Here is a 17,116-nt window from a genome sequence, read left to right on the forward strand (position 1 = left end):
GCGGATTTTCCGGGGCGCGGGTGGGACGTCAGCACACCCGCAGGGGTGGCGGCGCCGGCCTCGGGGGCTCGTGGTGTTCGGCGCGCCGCCGGTCAGAGCCTGTGCGCCGCCCCTGTGGGTGTGGCTCCCCGTGTGTCCAGCAGGAGCTGGGCCTTCACCGACAGGCCCTGGAGGTCGTAGGTGCGGTGGGGCTGGAGGAGGATCGTGAGGTCGGCCTCGGCGGCGGAGTCGTAGAAGGAGTCGGCGCGGGGGATCGGGCGGTCCAGGACGGTCCACGAGGGGATGTGCGGGTCGTGGTAGCTCACCGCCGCGCCCAGGGACATCAGGCGGACCGCGATCTCGTGGGCGGGGGTGGCCTGTTCGTCGGCGAGGTCGGGTTTGTAGGCGACGCCCAGCAGGAGGACGCGGGCGCCCCTCGCCGACTTGCCGTGTTCGTTCAGCAGGGCCGCCGCGCGCTGGACGACGTAGCGCGGCATCTGTTCGTTGACCTGGCGGGCCAGTTCGACCATGCGCAGGCCGCGGCCGGGGTGGCCCGTGAGGTCCTGGGGGACGGTGTGGCCGCCGACTCCCGGCCCGGGGCGGAAGGCCTGGAAGCCGAAGGGCTTCGTCTCGGCGCAGCGGATGACGTCCCACAGGTCGACGCCCAGGTCGTGGCAGAGGACGGCCATTTCGTTGACGAGGGCGATGTTGACGTGGCGGTAGGTCGTCTCCAGCAGATGCACCGTCTCCGCCTCGCGCAGTCCGCGTGCGCGGACGACCTTGTCGGTGATGCGGCCGTAGAACGCGGCGGCGGACTCGGTGCAGGCGGGGGTGAGGCCGCCGATGACCTTGGGTGTGTTGGCGGGGGTGAACACGCGGTTGCCGGGGTCGACCCGGCTGGGGGAGTAGGCGAGGTGGAAGTCGCGTCCGGCGCGCAGGCCTGAGCCCTCTTCGAGGAGGGGGCGCAGGACCTCCTCCGTGGTGCCGGGGAGGACCGGGGACTCCAGGATGACCGTGGTGTGGGGGCGCAGTCGGGCCGCCAGGGTGCGGGCGGCCGTCTCCACCTGGCAGAGGTCGAGTCCGCCGTCTGCGGCGCGCGGGGTGGGGGCGCAGATGACCGCCGTGCGGACGCGGCCGAGTGCGGCGGGGCCGTCGGCCGGCCGGAAGCCCTCCGAGTGCATCCGGCGCAGTTCGGCGGGGCTGAGGGAACCGGCCTCGGTTCCGGTGCGATAGCCGACCGTGGGGATGCCGGCGGCGACCGCGGCCTGGGCCAGCGGCAGGCCGAGCGGGCCGAGTCCGATGACGGCGAGATCTGCGGGCATGGCGTGGGCCGTCCTTCCCAATAACCGAAGCGGGACAGGTGCGCAAGCCCGGTGGACAGAACGAACGAGCGCAATGTCAGACTAGGAGTAAATATGACCGATATGCCGCATTGTTTCCTTGTGTCGCCCGGCCTGATGCCGGAGTGCGCGTCCCGGTCCGCCGGAGTTATCCACAGGTCGCCCGTGCGTGGTGGCTGAAGTCGGGCAAGCCGGTCAGAATTTTGGGCAGGGGGATACGGACGGGCTCGCCCGACGGGTGCGGCCGGTGCGACCGAGGAACGGGAGGCAGCGGTGAGGACAGCGACACTGGGGCCGGCGCAGCGTGCCGAGGCGCTGGCGGCCATGGCCGAGCACGAACTGGACCTCCTCGTCGTGGGCGGTGGCGTGGTCGGTGCCGGTATCGCCCTCGACTCCGCCACGCGCGGCCTGTCCACGGGACTGGTCGAGGCGCGTGACTGGGCGTCGGGCACGTCCAGCAGATCCAGCAAGCTGATCCACGGCGGCCTGCGCTATCTGGAGATGCTCGACTTCGCCCTCGTACGGGAGGCGCTGAAGGAGCGCGGACTGCTGCTGGAGCGGCTCGCGCCGCATCTGGTCAAGCCGGTGCCGTTCCTGTACCCGCTTCAGCACAAGGGCTGGGAGCGGCTGTACGCGGGATCGGGCGTCGCCCTCTACGACGCCATGTCGACGGCCCGCGGACACGGCCGAGGACTCCCGATGCACCGCCATCTGACCCGCCGTCACGCGCTGCGGATCGCCCCCTGCCTGAAGAAGGACGCCCTGGTCGGCGCCCTTCAGTACTACGACGCCCAGATGGACGACGCCCGCTATGTGGCCAACCTGGTGCGCACGGCCGCCGCCTACGGCACCCGGGCCGCCAACCGCGCGCGGGTCACCGGCTTCCTGCGCGAGGGCGAACGCGTGGTCGGCGCACGCGTGCAGGACGTCGAGGCGGGCGGGGAGTACGAGATCCACGCCAAGCAGATCGTCAACGCCACGGGTGTGTGGACCGACGACACCCAGGCCATGGTGGGCGAGCGCGGGCAGTTCCACGTCCGCGCGTCCAAGGGCATCCACCTGGTGGTGCCGAAGGACCGCGTCCACTCAGGCACCGGGCTGATCCTGCGCACCGAGAAGTCGGTGCTGTTCGTCATCCCCTGGGGCCGGCACTGGATCATCGGCACCACCGACACCGACTGGGACCTGGACAAGGCCCACCCGGCCGCCTCCAGCGCCGACATCGACTACCTGCTGGAGCGGGTGAACTCCGTGCTGGCCGTGCCGCTCACCCGTGACGACGTCGAAGGCGTCTACGCCGGGCTGCGCCCGCTGCTGGCCGGCGAGTCGGCCGCCACCAGCAAGCTCTCGCGCGAGCACACCGTGGCCCACCCGGTGCCGGGCCTGGTCGTGGTGGCCGGCGGCAAGTACACGACGTACCGGGTGATGGCCAAGGACGCCGTGGACGAGGCGGTCCACGCTCTCGACCGGCGGGTCGCGGAGTGCGTCACCGAGGACATCCCGCTGGTCGGAGCCGAGGGCTACCGCGCGCTGTGGAACACGCGAGCGCGCATCGCCACCGGCGCCGGGCTGCACGTGGTCCGCATCGAGCACCTGCTCAACCGCTACGGCTCGCTCACCGAGGAACTCCTCGAACTCATCGCCGCCGACCCCTCGCTGGCCGGCCCGCTCCAGGGCGCCGAGGACTATCTGCGCGCCGAGGTCGTCTACGCCGCCTCGCACGAGGGCGCGCGTCACCTGGACGACGTGCTGACCCGGCGCACCCGTATCTCCATCGAGACCTTCGACCGCGGCACGCGCTGCGCGCGGGAGGCCGCCGAGTTGATGGCGCCGGTGCTCGGCTGGGACGCGGACCAGATCGAGCGGGAGGTGCGGCACTACGAGAAGAGAGTGGAGGCCGAGCGGGAGTCCCAGCGGCAGCCCGACGACCTCACGGCGGACGCGGCGCGGCTGGGGGCCCCGGACATCGTGCCGTTGTGAGGGGCGGGGGGTATGTCGACTGTGCCGTTGCGAGGGGAGGAGGTCTGCCGAATGTGGCGTTGTGCGAGGGCGGGGGCTGCCGACTGTGCCGTTTGAAGGGCGGGGCCGTGTCGCCGTGAGGGCGCCCGCGCGTCCGGTCCCACCCGAACACGTCCCCGGCCCGCGCATGTCACAGGGCGTCACGTGGGAGTCTCACAGAGCGTCATCCAGGGGCTCGGAACGGGCGATTCAGACCGCTCGCGGACGTCAGCGCCCCGGCGGGACGCCATGGCCCCCCGGGGCATCGGGCACTTGCCGGGTGAGGGACAATGGAGCCTCTGTCAGGGCGGGTTGCACGAGGGGACGCATGTCGGAGGCGGAGCGGGCGGGGACATCCGGTCAGGACGAGAGCGCACGTCTCCTCGCCGGGCGGTACCGGCTGGGAGATGTGCTCGGCCGCGGCGGCATGGGCACGGTGTGGCGTGCCGAGGACGAGACCCTCGGCCGCACGGTGGCCGTCAAGGAGCTGCGGTTCCCGTCGAACATCGACGAGGAGGAGAAGCGACGGCTCATCACGCGCACCCTGCGTGAGGCCAAGGCCATCGCCAGGATCCGCAACAACAGCGCGGTGACGGTTTTCGACGTGGTCGACGAGGACGACCGGCCGTGGATCGTGATGGAACTCGTCGAGGGCAAGTCGCTCGCCGAGGTCATCCGCGAGGACGGCCTGCTCGAACCCCGGCGCGCCGCCGAGGTCGGCCTCGCGGTCCTCGACGTGCTGCGCTCCGCCCACCGCCAGGGCATCCTGCACCGCGACGTGAAGCCGTCCAACGTGCTGATCGCCGACGACGGCCGGGTCGTGCTCACCGACTTCGGCATCGCCCAGGTCGAGGGCGACCCGTCCATCACCTCGACCGGCATGCTCGTCGGCGCGCCCTCCTACATCGCCCCCGAGCGCGCCCGCGGCCACAAGCCGGGGCCCGCGGCCGACCTGTGGTCGCTCGGCGGTCTGCTCTACGCGGCGGTCGAGGGCGTGCCGCCGTACGACAAGGGGTCGGCGATCGCCACCCTCACCGCGGTGATGACCGAGCCGCTGGACGAACCGCGGAACGCCGGGCCCCTCAAGGACGTCATCCACGGCCTGCTCACCAAGGACCCCGACGAGCGGCTCGACGACGCGGGCGCGCGCAGGATGCTCGACGCCGTGCTGAAGGCGCCGGAGGGAACCGCGGCGGCGGAGCCGCTGGAGGCGACGAAGGTCGTCCCGCTGCCCGCGCAGCCGGGCGAGTCCGGCACGGGCGGCCGACGCGGCGAGGAAGCGGCCGATCGGCTGCGCGGAGCGCTGCGTTCGGTGCGCAAGGCCGCGGGGTCGGCGGGGTCCGCCGGGTCGGCGCGGTCCGCGGGCTCCACCGGATCCGCCGGGTCTTCGGGTGCCGCCGCCTCAGCCTCCCCGGCCGCCTCAGCCTCTCCGCCCGCCTCAGCCTCTCCGCCCGCCTCAGCCGAGCGGACCGCCGCCGAGCCCGCGCGTCCGGAGGAGACCGCCGGTCCGGGCGGGCGTTCCGGTACGGCCGGGCGCAGTTCCGGCTGGCCCGTGATGCCGCCGCCGGATCTGCCGGAGCGCCCGGTGCGGCGTGCGCCGCTGACCAATGCGGTTTCCCGGCGGACGCTGGTGATCATCGCGGTGGCCGTGGTGCTCGCCGTGCTCGGCACGGTACTCGCCCTCACCCTCGGCGGCGGCGACTCCGACTCGGCGAACTCCGGCGGGGGCACCAAGGCCTCGGCCGGGGCCACCCCCGGCGCCGACACCAAGGGCGACGACCAGGGCGGCACCCGCCCGGACGGCAAGGCGTCCAAGTCAGCCGACAAGGAGGCGAGTCCGGGCGCGAGCGCGACCGCGGACGGGTCGGCCGGCCAGGGCGAGGACGAGTCCAAGGACGCCACGGGCAGCTCCGGCGCCGACGTGGCCAGGACCCACCGGGGCGGCCAGGGGTACTCGATCGGGCTGCCCAAGGGCTGGAGGTTCCAGTCCAGCGGTGACGCGGGGGATCGGTTCACCGGCCCCGACGGCCAGAAGCTGCTCATCGGCTGGACCAGCACGCCGAAGGACGACCCGGTCGCCGACTGGCGCAACCAGGAACGCTTCATGCAGCGCTCGCAGTACCAACGCATCCGCATAGAGGCGGTGGACTACCGCGGCTGGAACACGGCCGACTGGGAGTTCACCTTCACCGAGGGCGGTACGCGCTACCGCAGCGTCGACCGCGGGTTCGTCGTCGACGACCACCAGGGATACGCGCTGATGTACACGGCCAAGGCCGACGAGTGGCGCGGGGATCTGCGCCGGGACACATGGCGGACGCTGACGAAGACGTTCCGGCCGAAGGATTGAGGCGGGCCCCGGCCGGGGACGGTCCGGACGTCCGGACCGGACTTCCCGCGGCCGAGGCGGGGTGAGATCTCCCATCCCCTCGGTGGGAGTTGACTCCGGCACGTATCGTGAGTGCTTGCGAACCGTACGCATCCGGAACGGGACGCCGTACGAACGGAATTGACCAACCGGGCGGCCGGGGGAGGCAACGTGGACGACTATGCGGGACGGGTGCTGGCCGACCGCTACCGCCTGCCGCTGCCGCCCTCCGACGAGTACGAACTCACCGAGTCGCGCGCCTTCGACACCTACAGCGGGCAGGAAGTCCTGGTCCGCCAGGTGCCGTTGCCCGAGATCGTCGAGGCGGAGGTGCTCGACGCGGACGGGCTGCCGGAGGGATTCACCGCGCGGGACCGGGGCGTACGCCGGCCCCCCGCGCCCGGCAGCACACGACGGCCCGCCGATCCGGCGGTACGACGTGCCGTGGAGGCCGCCCAGGCCGCCGCGGTCATCCCCGACCACCCCCGGCTGGACCAGGTCTTCGACGTGTTCGCCGAGGGCGGTTCGCTGTGGATCGTCAGCGAGCTCGTGGCCGCGCGGCCGCTCGCCGCGCTGCTCGCCGAGCGGCCGCTGACGCCGTACCGGGCGGCCGAGGTCGCCTCCGACGTCCTCACGGCGCTGCGCGTGCTGCACGCGCACGGCTGGGTGCACCGCAACATCACCGCCCGCACGGTGCTCGTCTGCGACGACGGGCGCGTCCTGCTCACCGGCCTCGCGGTCGGCGCGGCGGAGGAGGCAATGTGCGGCTACGACCCGGTACCGGCCGGGGACGACACCGGCGTGCACCCCGCGCTGCCCCACCAGGGCTCCGAGGGCCCCTCCGGCGGCGCCGGCGCGCTGCCCCCCGGTCCCGGCCGGGCAGGGGGCCCCGCGGGGGCCACGGCGGGTGACGTCGACGCCGCGCGGCGGGCCGCCATCGAGGCACGGGGCGTCGGACGCCTGCCCGGCGCGGAGGTCCCGCCCGGCCCGGGACCGTCCGGCCCGGGACCGTCCGGCCCCGCTCCGTCCGGCGTGCCGGGCACGCCCGCGCGCGGGGCGCTGGAACGCGGCGACGACATCCGCGCGGCCCGCGCCGGGGCGATCGCCGCCTACCGTGAGGGAGCCCGCGCCGCGGCCCGCGTCCAGGAGACGCGGCAGGGCGGCCCCGAACTCGGTCCCGACTCCTCACTGTCGAACGGGCAGGCCCTGTTGCCGGGCGGCCGGCCCGCCCCCGAAGGGCCCTCGCCCTACCTGCCGGACCAGGACTCCCACGGCCGCGCGGAGGGCACACCGCCGGGCCAGATAGCCGACCCGTACGGCGTGCACGCCCGCCCCTGGCACGGCGCCGTCCCGCGCACCGCCCCCGGTGCCCCCCGACCGGGTGTCACGCCGCTCGGTGTCCCGCCGGGCGACCCGCAGCGTCAGGCCCTCCCCGCGGCGGGCCACGCCCCGGGCGCGGCTCCCGCGCCGCTGAGCCCCGCCGGACTTCCCGCGCCCGCTCCCGTCTCCCAGCCGCCCAGCCACTGGGACGAGTTGGCCCCCGACGTGCCCGGACGGCGTGGCCCCGCCACCGCGCTCGCCGCCGAGCGGGCCCGGCAGGCGCGGATGGCCGTGGTCGGCACGGTGACCGAGCGGTGGGCGCCCGAACAGGCCGGGCCCGTGCACGAGAACTGGCAGCTCGCCGCGCCGATCGGCCCCGCCACCGACCTGTGGGCGCTGGGCGCGCTGCTCTTCCGGGCCGTGCAGGGCCACGCGCCCTACCCGGAGGAGTCGACGGCCGAACTGGTGCAGATGGTGTGCGCGGAGCCGCCCGCGTTCGCCGAGGAGTGCGGTCCGCTGCGGCCGGTCGTGGAGTCCCTGCTGCGCCAGGACCCCACCGAACGGCCCGACTTCGAGGAGCTGCGCGGCTGGCTGCGCTCGCTCGTGCGCTCGGCGCCCGAGCCGGAGGCCGGGGTGCATGTCGTGGCCGCGCCGCCCGCCGACACGGGCCGGCTGCCGATCGTGCGGCGCCGTGGCGAGCTGGTGCGCAGGCGGCGTGCCGGGCTGCCCGCGGCCCACGCACGGCCCAAGCGGGCCCGGCAGGAGGAGCGTTCGCCGCGCAGCCTGGGCCGGACCCTGCTGGTGACGGTGCTGATGGCGATGGCGGCGGCGGTCGCGTACGCCTTGCTGTTCATGCCCAAGGCCGACCAGCCCGGCTCGGGCGGCTCGCCGCAGGCGGACCGTACCGGCGCGGCCGGGCAGGCCGGGGAGGCGCCCGAGAGCTCCCCGCAGGCCAGCAGCGAGCCGCGGCCCGACCAGACCACGCCGGGCGGGACGGGCGGCAACGACCCCTCCCAGTCGGCCGGTTCCGAGGAGACGCAGCCGTCCGGGCCCGACGCCGCCGACGGCTTCACCGTCCGCTCCGACCCGGCGGGCTTCCGGATCGCCGTGGCCGACGGCTGGGAGCGCGGCGGGCAGAACGGCCGCGGTCAGGTGCGGTACGCCCACGGGGCGTTCGAGCTGATCGTCGTGGCCGGACGGGACAGCGCCGGGGAGTTCGGCGGCGACCCGATGGTCTACCAACGCGAACGGGAGGCGGAGTTGCAGCCGTACCGCGACTCCAGCTGGGCCACGGCCACCGGGCTGAAGACGATCTCGGTGGGCGGACGAACCATGGCCGAGGGGCAGTTCACCTGGACCGGCGCCGACGGGCGCGAGCTGTTCGTGCGCAATGTCGCGATCCTGCTCGACGGCCGGTACCACGTGGTGCAGGTACGCGGACCGGAGGCCGAACGGGACGAGGTGACACGCCTGTACGAACAAGCGTCGTCCACCTACCAGCCCACCGGCTGATTTCGCACGAGGGCGGTCCGGTTCCCTTCCGTCACTCAAAGCGACAACCGTCACAGTGCGGTATCCGAGCCGCCCCGCTTGTTCCCCGCCGGGTCACCGGTCCTTACCCTGACCCTGTCAATACCAGAGCGGGGCAACGTGAATCAGATGCAGGGCCAGCTCATCGCGGGCCGTTACCGGTTGGCCGAATCGATCGGCCGTGGCGGCATGGGCCGGGTGTGGCGGGCGCACGACGAGGTGCTGCACCGCACCGTCGCGATCAAAGAGCTGACGGCCGCGCTCTATGTGTCGGAGAGTGACCAGGCGGTGCTGCTGGCGCGCACCCGCGCCGAGGCGCGGGCGGCCGCCCGGATCAACCACTCGGCCGTGGTCACCGTGCACGACGTGCTGGAGCACGACGGCCGCCCGTGGATCGTCATGGAGTTGGTCGAGGGCCGCTCGCTGGCCGACGCGGTCAAGGAGGAAGGCCGGCTGGAGCCGGCCGAGGTGGCACGGATCGGCATGTGGGTGCTGCGCGCGCTGGGCGCCGCGCACACGGCCGGAGTGCTGCACCGGGACGTCAAGCCCGGCAATGTGCTGCTCGGCCGTGAAGGCCGGGTGCTGCTCACCGACTTCGGCATCGCGCAGATCGAGGGCGACTCCACCATCACCCGTACCGGAGAGGTCGTCGGCTCCGTCGACTACCTCGCCCCGGAGCGGGTGCGCGGCCACGACCCCGGCCCGGCCTCCGACCTGTGGGCGCTCGGGGCGACCCTCTACACCGCGGTGGAGGGCCGTTCGCCGTTCCGCCGCACCTCACCCATCTCCACCATGCAGGCCGTGGTCGAGGAAGAGGCCGACGCCTCGGCCAACGCCGGTGCGCTAGCGCCCGTCATCGCCGCCCTGCTGCGCAAGGATCCGGCCAGTCGTCCCGGTGCCGCCGAGGCCGAACGGATGCTCGCCGAGGCGGCGCAGGGCCGTCCGCCGACCGTGACACAGCCGTACGTCCCGACTCAGGTGGGCCCAAGGGACGGCGCGGCCGTCGCGTCGCCCATGTCCACCACGACGCCGTACCCGCGGCCGCCCGCCGCCCTCCCCCCGCCCGCCGCCCTCCCCCCGCCCGCACCCCGCCGTCCCCGGCGGCGGCGGACGCTCGCCCTCGTGGTCGTCCTCGCGGCGCTCATCGGCGGCGGCGCGGCCGTCGCCGTCCAGCAGTGGCAGGACGGCGGACAGCAGCAGACGGGGAACCGGACCCCGGGCGGCCACAGCCCAAGCTCCCCGGCGAGTTCCCCGGCGAGTTCCCCGGCGAGTTCCCCGGCGAGTTCCCCGGCCAGTTCCCCGCCGAGTTCCCCGCCGAGTTCCCCGCCGAGTTCCTCGGCGAGCACCGGCACCCTCCCCGACGGCTGGGAGCGCCGCGACGACCCCTTCGGCTTCAGCATCGCGCTGCCCGGACCCGAGTGGCAGCGCACGGTGTTCGACGAGGCCACGGGCCAGGTCGACTACTCGCCCGACGGCGGGGAGCACTTCTTCCGCATCGCCGTCGACGCGACGCCCGACTTCGACGACCCCTACGAGCACCAACTGGACCTGGAGCAGCAGGTGCAGCGGCTGGTCGACTACGACGTGGTGGGCCTGGAGCAGAACACCTACCGGGACCGCCCGGGTTCCCTCTGGGAGTACACCTGGACCGCGCTGGCGAAGGACACGGAGACCCGGCCGGGGCCGCGCCGCGCGATCGACCAGATGTACATCTCCCGCGACGGCGTCGAGTACGCCATCTACGCCTCGGCCCCGGCCGCGGACTGGGCCACCATGCGCGAGCAGTTCGACACGCTGCTGCGCAGCTGGCGGACCACCCGCTCCTGACGACTTCCCGTCGCTGAGCGTCTGTTGTCGGCCACCCTCGGCCGCGCCGCCCGGAGGGTGCCGCTCCGGCTGATGCATCATGGGGCGCATGGGGACCGAGCGGACGGGCGGGCGTGTGATAGCTGGCCGCTACCGGCTGGAGACGGTGCTCGGGCGCGGCGGCATGGGCGTGGTCTGGCGTGCCACCGACGAGTTGCTCGGCCGGATCGTCGCGGTCAAGGAACTCGCCCTGGACGACTCGCTGTCGGCGGACGAGGCCCGCAGACGGCGGGACCGCACCCTGCGGGAGGCCCGAGCGGTGGCCCAGTTGCGGCACCCGCAGGTCATCGTCGTGCACGACGTCGTCGCCCACGACGAACGCCCCTACCTGGTCATGGAGTTCGTCGACGGCGGCTCCCTCGCCGAGCGCATCGCCGCGCAGGGCCCCGTCGACGCCCGAGAGGCGGCACGGATCGGTGTGGCGCTGCTGGCTGCCCTGCGCACCGCGCACGCAGCGGGGGTACTGCACCGCGACCTCAAGCCCGCCAACGTCCTGGTGGAGAACGGCACCGGCCGGGTCGTCCTCACCGACTTCGGGGTCGCCCAGGTCGCGGGCACCACCACGCTCACCGAGAGCGGCTCCTTCGTCGGCTCGCCCGAGTACACCGCGCCGGAGCGCATGTCCGGGGCCGGTACCGGGGCGGCCTCCGACCTGTGGTCGCTCGGCGCCCTGCTGTGCGCGGCCGTGAGCGGTGAATCGCCCTTCCGGCGCGAGTCGCTGGGCGCGGTCGTGCACGCGGTGCTGTCCGAGGACCTCCGACTGCCGGCCCAGGCCGCGCCGCTGCTGCCCGTCGTACGGGGTCTGCTGGAGCGCGATCCGGCGCGGCGGCTGGACGCGGCCGGGGCCGAGCGGATGCTGCGCGGTTTCCTGGACACCGGGCGCACGCCCGAGCCGGAGCGACGGGCCCCGCGCTCCCGGCTGTTGGTGGCCGCGCTGGTGGCGGCGATGGCGGTGGCGGGGCTGTCGGCCGCGGCGCTGCTCCTCAACGGGGACGGGGACGGCGGCGGTTCACCGACGACGCCCGCGCCGTCCACCTCGGTCAGCACACCGCAGGTGACGCCGACGCCGTCCGGCCAGGGGGCCGGAGGGGGCTGAGGGCCTTCGCCGTCCGGCTAGGAGGCCGGAGGGGACTGAAGCGCCTTCGCCGTCCGGCAAGGGGGCCGGAGGGGGCTGAAGCGCCTTCGCCGTCCGGCAAAGGGGCCGAAGCGGGCTGAAGCGCCGGTTCCGCCGGAATTCGGCGGACGCCGCGGGTCACGGGTCTGTACCGCGTCCTCCGTCGAAGTGGATACGCGAGCGTTCGGCGCGATATGGATAAAGCATGAGCAACAACGGGGGAGCCCGCTACGGGGCCGACGAGCCGACGAGTTTCGCGCTGCAACCGCCGAACCCGAACCCGCCCGTGGGTGTGCCGCATCCCGGCAACCCCTACGCGACGCCCGCCCAGGCCGTCCCGCAGCAGCAGGCCGCGCCGGAGCCGGGCGCGGGACGCCTGGTCGCCGGGCGCTACCGGCTGCTCGCCAAGCTCGGGCACGGCGGCATGGGCACGGTGTGGCGGGCCAAGGACGAGACGGTGGACCGTGAGGTCGCGGTCAAGGAGCCGCGCGTCCCCGACCACCTTCCCGAGCGCGAACGGGCCAACGCCTTCGAGCGGATGCGCCGCGAGGCCCGTGCGGCCGCCCGGCTCGACCACCCGGCGGTCGTCAACGTGCACGACGTCGCCGTGGTGGACGGACAGCCCTGGATCGTGATGGAGCTGGTGCAGGGACGTTCGCTCGGCGCCGCGCTCCAGGAGGGCACGCTGAGCGCCCGGGAGGCCGCCAAGGTCGGCCTGGAGGTGCTCGGCGCCCTGGAGGCGGCCCACGCGGCGGGCATCCTGCACCGGGACGTGAAGCCGGACAACGTGCTGCTCGGCCGGCACGAGCGGGTCGTCCTCACCGACTTCGGCATCGCCCAGATCGAGGGCGAGACCAACCTGACGGACACGGGCGGCTTCGTCGGCTCGCCGGAGTACATCGCGCCGGAGCGGGTGCTCGGCCAGCGCCCCGGCCCCGCCTCCGACCTCTGGTCGCTGGGTGTGGTCCTGTACGCCGCGACCGAGGGCGTCTCGCCGTTCCGCCGCAGCAACACCCCGGCCACCCTCCAGTCCGTCCTCAACGCCACCCCGGCCCCGCCCGCCTCCGCGCGGGGGCCCCTCGCCGACGTCATCAACGGGCTGCTCCAGAAGGACCCGGCCCACCGTCCGGGCGCCGGCCAGGTCCGCGCCCTGCTGGAGGCGGCCGCGAACCCGCCGGTGCCCGCGCCTACCCAGGTGGTGACCCTGACGGGCGGCGGCGGCCAGGGCGGCGTCCGGCTCGGCCGCAAGGCGCTGATCGCGGTCGGCGCGGTGGTGGTGGCCTCGGTGCTGACGGCCGTCCTCGCGGTCGCCCAGCCGTTCAAGGGCGACGACGGGCGGGCGGGGGGCTGGACGAAGCGCGAGGCCAAGGAGCTGGGCGCGACGCTGAGCGTGCCCGAGGGCTACGACCGTTACCTGCCCGGGGAGACGGAGCAGGGCGAGCACTGGGTGCACTGGTCGGACCCCAGCGGCATGGTCTACATCCGGCTGGAGCTCCTGAGGAAGAGCGAGGACTCGCTCGGGTACATAGCCAGCTCGTCGATGGGCGAGGCCTACGACGAGAAGAAGGAGCTGGAGGGCGGTTCGAGCTCGGCGTTCAACATCGCCGACGACAAGCCGGTGAAGGTCGTGACGAAGGCGACCACCTTCCAGGGCCACGAGGCCGCGGAGAGCACCTTCACCTACACGGACGACAAGGACAGCGAGTTCACCGTGCCCAAGGAGGTGAAGATCTTCTACTACCGGAGTGTGGGCGAGGACATGTACCGGCTGTCCGTCTCCTACCCGAGCAAGGGAGACCTCACCGAACGGGGCCGCGAGGTGGCGGAGCGCGCGATCGCCGAGCTCGTGGTCGAGGAGGGCACCGCCCCCGCGAAAAACTGACGTTCGAGTCCAAGGCGGAGAGTGAGCCCCTGATCAGGGTGTTTGTTGCCAGTGATCGCTGGCGGTTTGTGTGCGCCCGGTGAATCCTTATTACCGACGGGTACACAAAGCCTTCGACGCGGCATACCCTGCGCCTCATGACCGAAGCGCAGGCACCCGAGAAGGGCGCTCGGGGCACCAACCCCGTCGCCCCCGCCCCGGCAGGGGTCCGCACCGCCGCCGACGTGGTCACGCCGGAACTCGTGGCCCAGCTGACCAAGGGCGTCACGGGCTCCGGCCGGACCGCCAACCACACGCCGTACACCGGCGAGAAGCTGGCCGACCTGCCCGAGTCGACGCCCGAGGACGTCGCCCGGGCCTTCGAGGCCGCCCGCGCCGCCCAGGCGGTCTGGGCCCAGGTGCCCGTACGGCGGCGCGCCGCCGTCCTGCTCCGCTTCCACGACCTCGCCCTGGAGCGCCAGGCCGAGGTCCTCGACCTCATCCAGCTGGAGACCGGCAAGGCCCGGCTGCACGCCCACGAGGAGGTCCAGGCCGTCGCGGTCGCCGCCCGCCACTACGGCCGCAGGGCCGCCGCGTACCTCGGGCCCAAGCGGCACACGGGTGCCATCCCGGTCCTGACCAAGGCCGCCGAACTGCGCCACCCGCGCGGGGTCGTGGGCCAGATCGCCCCCTGGAACTACCCCCTCGAACTCTCCGTCGGCGACGCGCTCCCCGCCTTCGCCGCGGGCAACGCCGTCGTGATGAAGCCCGACACCGAGACCTGCCTGACCGCCCTGTGGGCACGCGACCTGCTCATCGAGGCCGGGCTGCCCGCCGAGGTCTTCCAAGTCGTCATCGGCGACGGCCCGGTCGTCGGCCCCGAGGTCGTCAAGCACGCCGACTACGTCTCCTTCACCGGCTCCACCCGCACCGGCCGCGAGGTCGCCCAGGGCGCGGCGGCCCGGCTGGTCGGGGTCTCCCTCGAACTCGGCGGCAAGAACCCCATGCTCGTGCTTGAGGACGCCGATCTCGACAAGGCGGCCGCGGGCGCCGTCCGCTCCTGCTTCTCCTCCGCCGGCCAGCTGTGCATCTCCATCGAGCGGCTGTACGTCCACGAGGCCGTCGCCGACGCCTTCCTGGAGCGCTTCGCCGCCCGCACCAGGGCCATGCGCCTCGGCACCAGCCTCGCCTACGGCGCCGACATGGGCTCCCTGGCCGGCGAACGCCAGCTGGAGACCGTCACCCGCCATGTCGAGGAGGCCGTCGCCAAGGGCGCGAAGGTCCTCGCCGGCGGGGTCGCCCGCCCGGACGTCGGCCCGTACTTCTTCGAGCCGACCATCCTCGACGGCGTCACCGAACCGATGTCCGTCTGCGCCGAGGAGACGTTCGGCCCGGTCGTCTCCGTCTACCGCTTCACGACGGAGGAGGAGGCGGTCGAACTCGCCAACTCCACGCCGTACGGCCTCAACTCCTCGGTCTGGACGAAGGACGGCCGCCGCGGCCGCGCGCTCGCCGCCCGGCTGCGCACCGGCACGGTCAACGTCAACGAGGGCTACGCCCCCGCCTACGGCTCCGTCCGGTCCCCGATGGGCGGCATGAAGGACTCCGGCCTCGGCCGCCGCCACGGCTCCGAGGGCATCCTCAAGTACACGGAGGCCCAGACCGTCGCCCACCAGCGGCTGCTGCCGATGGCTCCCGCGCTGGGCATGGACGACGAGAAGTACGCGGCCTTCATGAGCCGGAGCCTGCGCGTCATGAAGGCGCTCAGGCTCAGGTAGTCAGGCCAGCGAGCCGCAGCGGCGTGCGGCTCCGCCGCGTGAGCGCGAGCCGCCACACCCACCCCGCACGGACACTCGACGAGGAGCGCACACGTGCCCCAGGACACCTACGACTACGACGTCATCGTCGTCGGCTCAGGATTCGGCGGATCCGTCACCGCCCTCCGCCTCACCGAGAAGGGCTACTCCGTCGGCGTCCTGGAGGCGGGCCGCCGCTGGACCCGCGACTCCCTGCCGAAGAACTCCTGGGACATCAAGAACTACCTCTGGGCCCCCAAGCTCGGCCTCTACGGAATCCAGCGCATCCATCTGCTCGGCAACGTCATGGTCCTGGCCGGCGCGGGCGTGGGCGGCGGGTCCCTCAACTACGCCAACACCCTCTACGTCCCGCCGAAGCCGTTCTTCGACGACCCCCAGTGGCGCGAGATCACCGACTGGCACGAGGAGCTGAAGCCGTTCTACGACCAGGCCCAGCGCATGCTCGGCGTACGGCTCAACCCGACGATGACCCCGTCGGACGTCCATCTGAAGGCGGCCGCGCAGCGGATGGGCGTCGGCGACACCTTCCACATGGCCCCGGTCGGCGTCTTCTTCGGCGACGGCGAGGACGCCGACGGCAAGGCGAGGGCCAAGGCGGGCCGGCAGGTCGCCGACCCCTACTTCGGCGGCGCGGGCCCCTCCCGCAACGCCTGTACCGAGTGCGGCGAGTGCATGACCGGCTGCCGGCACGGCGCGAAGAACACCCTGAACGAGAACTACCTGTACCTCGCCGAGAAGGCGGGCGCGGTCGTCCACCCGATGACGACGGTCGTCACGGTCACGGAGGACTCGCAGGGCGGCTTCGCCCTCACCACCCTGCCCACCGACAACCGCCGCAAGGGCGAGAGCCGCACCTTCAAGGCCCGCCGGGTCGTCCTGGCCGCCGGCACCTACGGCACCCAGACCCTGCTGCACCGCATGAAGGCCAGTGGCAGGCTGCCGTATCTGTCGGACCGGCTGGGCGAACTGACCCGGACGAACTCCGAGGCCCTGGTGGGCGCCCAGACCACCGACCGGCGCTACCGCAGGGCAACCGGCGAGAGGCGGGCCGACTTCACCCGCGGGGTAGCCATCACGTCCTCCGTCCACCCGGACGCCGACACCCACATCGAGCCGGTCCGCTACGGCAAGGGCTCCAACTCGATGGGCGGCCTGTCCATCCTCCAGGTCCCCTACGCCGAGAACTCCTCCCGGGTGCTGGGCTGGCTGGCCAACGCGGCCAGGCACCCCGTTCTGGTGCTGCGTTCGCTGTCGAACCGCAAGTGGTCGGAGCGGACCATCATCGGCCTGGTGATGCAGTCGCTGGACAACTCCCTGACGACGTATCTGAAGCCGGACGGCGTCGGCAAGGGCCTGCTGACCGCCCGGCAGGGCCACGGCGCGCCCAACCCCAAGCAGATCCGGGCCGCCCACGAGGGCGCGAACGCCCTCGCCGCCGAGATCAACGGCTTCGCCGGCTCCAACGTCGGCGAGCTGATGGGCACCCCGCTGACCGCCCACTTCCTCGGCGGCTGCCCGATCGGCTCCTCCCGCGAGACCGGCGTCCTCGACCCCTACCACCGGCTGTACGGCCACCCCGGCATCTCGGTCGTCGACGGTGCGGCCGTCTCGGCGAACCTGGGCGTGAACCCGTCCCTGACGATCACCGCGCAGGCCGAGCGGGCGATGTCCTTCTGGCCGAACAAGGGCGAGGCCGACCCGCGCCCCGAGCAGGGATCGGCCTACGAGCGCGTCCAGCCGGTCGAGCCGAAGTCCCCGGCCGTGCCCGCGGAGGCGTTCGGCGCGCTGCGGCTGCCGTTCCTGGGGATGCCGGCGGTGCCGCCGAAGGAGTGACCTCCTCGCACAGCCAGAGGGACCTGCGCCCCCCTCCGAGCGCAGGTCCCTGTGGCTGTCCGTACGACGCGCGGCGCCCGGATCACCGGG

At 73.5% G+C, this 17,116-nt stretch carries 9 protein-coding genes; 8 read left to right on the forward strand and 1 reads right to left on the reverse strand.

The window, feature by feature from the left end:
* Nucleotides 1–92: 92 nt before the first annotated feature.
* Entirely contained in the window at nucleotides 93–1,301 is a 1,209-nt protein-coding gene (locus ABZZ79_RS29875; RefSeq protein WP_356693961.1) for a nucleotide sugar dehydrogenase, read from the reverse strand.
* Between the two features lie 291 nt (nucleotides 1,302–1,592).
* On the opposite strand from ABZZ79_RS29875, the gene ABZZ79_RS29880 reads away from it, so the two are divergent.
* From ABZZ79_RS29880 to ABZZ79_RS29915, 8 genes are all read left to right on the forward strand, one after another.
* On the forward strand, nucleotides 1,593–3,299 hold the full coding sequence (locus ABZZ79_RS29880; RefSeq protein ID WP_356693963.1) for a glycerol-3-phosphate dehydrogenase/oxidase: 1,707 nt from the start codon (nucleotides 1,593–1,595) through the stop codon (nucleotides 3,297–3,299).
* A 346-nt stretch (nucleotides 3,300–3,645) separates the two neighbouring features.
* Nucleotides 3,646–5,667, forward strand: coding sequence for a protein kinase (locus tag ABZZ79_RS29885; protein ID WP_356693965.1), 2,022 nt, complete (start codon nucleotides 3,646–3,648; stop codon nucleotides 5,665–5,667).
* Between the two features lie 189 nt (nucleotides 5,668–5,856).
* Nucleotides 5,857–8,517 carry a protein kinase gene (locus ABZZ79_RS29890; RefSeq protein WP_356693967.1) on the forward strand — a complete coding sequence of 887 codons (2,661 nt, stop codon included), beginning with the start codon at nucleotides 5,857–5,859 and terminating at the stop codon, nucleotides 8,515–8,517.
* A gap of 147 nt (nucleotides 8,518–8,664) precedes the next feature.
* Nucleotides 8,665–10,362: a serine/threonine-protein kinase gene (locus ABZZ79_RS29895; RefSeq protein ID WP_356693969.1), complete on the forward strand. Its 1,698-nt coding sequence runs from the start codon at nucleotides 8,665–8,667 to the stop codon at nucleotides 10,360–10,362.
* A gap of 88 nt (nucleotides 10,363–10,450) precedes the next feature.
* Complete coding sequence (locus tag ABZZ79_RS29900) at nucleotides 10,451–11,497, forward strand: serine/threonine-protein kinase (RefSeq protein ID WP_356693971.1); 1,047 nt, start codon at nucleotides 10,451–10,453, stop codon at nucleotides 11,495–11,497.
* 223 nt (nucleotides 11,498–11,720) lie between these two features.
* Nucleotides 11,721–13,397, forward strand: a complete 1,677-nt coding sequence (locus ABZZ79_RS29905; RefSeq protein ID WP_356693973.1) for a serine/threonine-protein kinase — start codon at nucleotides 11,721–11,723, stop codon at nucleotides 13,395–13,397.
* Nucleotides 13,398–13,534: 137 nt separating this feature from the next.
* Entirely contained in the window at nucleotides 13,535–15,154 is a 1,620-nt protein-coding gene (locus tag ABZZ79_RS29910) for a succinic semialdehyde dehydrogenase (protein ID WP_356693975.1), read from the forward strand.
* A gap of 93 nt (nucleotides 15,155–15,247) precedes the next feature.
* Nucleotides 15,248–17,026: a GMC family oxidoreductase gene (locus tag ABZZ79_RS29915; RefSeq protein WP_356693977.1), complete on the forward strand. Its 1,779-nt coding sequence runs from the start codon at nucleotides 15,248–15,250 to the stop codon at nucleotides 17,024–17,026.
* Nucleotides 17,027–17,116 lie beyond the last annotated feature (90 nt).

Origin of the sequence: Streptomyces sp. NPDC006458 (assembly GCF_040612135.1) — a bacterium.
In the GTDB taxonomy this organism is placed as follows: Bacteria; Actinomycetota; Actinomycetes; order Streptomycetales; family Streptomycetaceae; genus Streptomyces.

What these genes read in the sequence shown, in the direction of transcription:
- ABZZ79_RS29885 (WP_356693965.1), top strand. Translation starts at nt 3,646, where the DNA reads ATGTCGGAGGCGGAGCGGGCGGGGACATCCGGTCAGGACGAGAGCGCA.
- ABZZ79_RS29875 (WP_356693961.1), bottom strand. Translation starts at nt 1,301, where the DNA reads ATGCCCGCAGATCTCGCCGTCATCGGACTCGGCCCGCTCGGCCTGCCG.
- ABZZ79_RS29900 (WP_356693971.1), top strand. Translation starts at nt 10,451, where the DNA reads ATGGGGACCGAGCGGACGGGCGGGCGTGTGATAGCTGGCCGCTACCGG.
- ABZZ79_RS29905 (WP_356693973.1), top strand. Translation starts at nt 11,721, where the DNA reads ATGAGCAACAACGGGGGAGCCCGCTACGGGGCCGACGAGCCGACGAGT.
- ABZZ79_RS29910 (WP_356693975.1), top strand. Translation starts at nt 13,535, where the DNA reads ATGACCGAAGCGCAGGCACCCGAGAAGGGCGCTCGGGGCACCAACCCC.
- ABZZ79_RS29895 (WP_356693969.1), top strand. Translation starts at nt 8,665, where the DNA reads ATGCAGGGCCAGCTCATCGCGGGCCGTTACCGGTTGGCCGAATCGATC.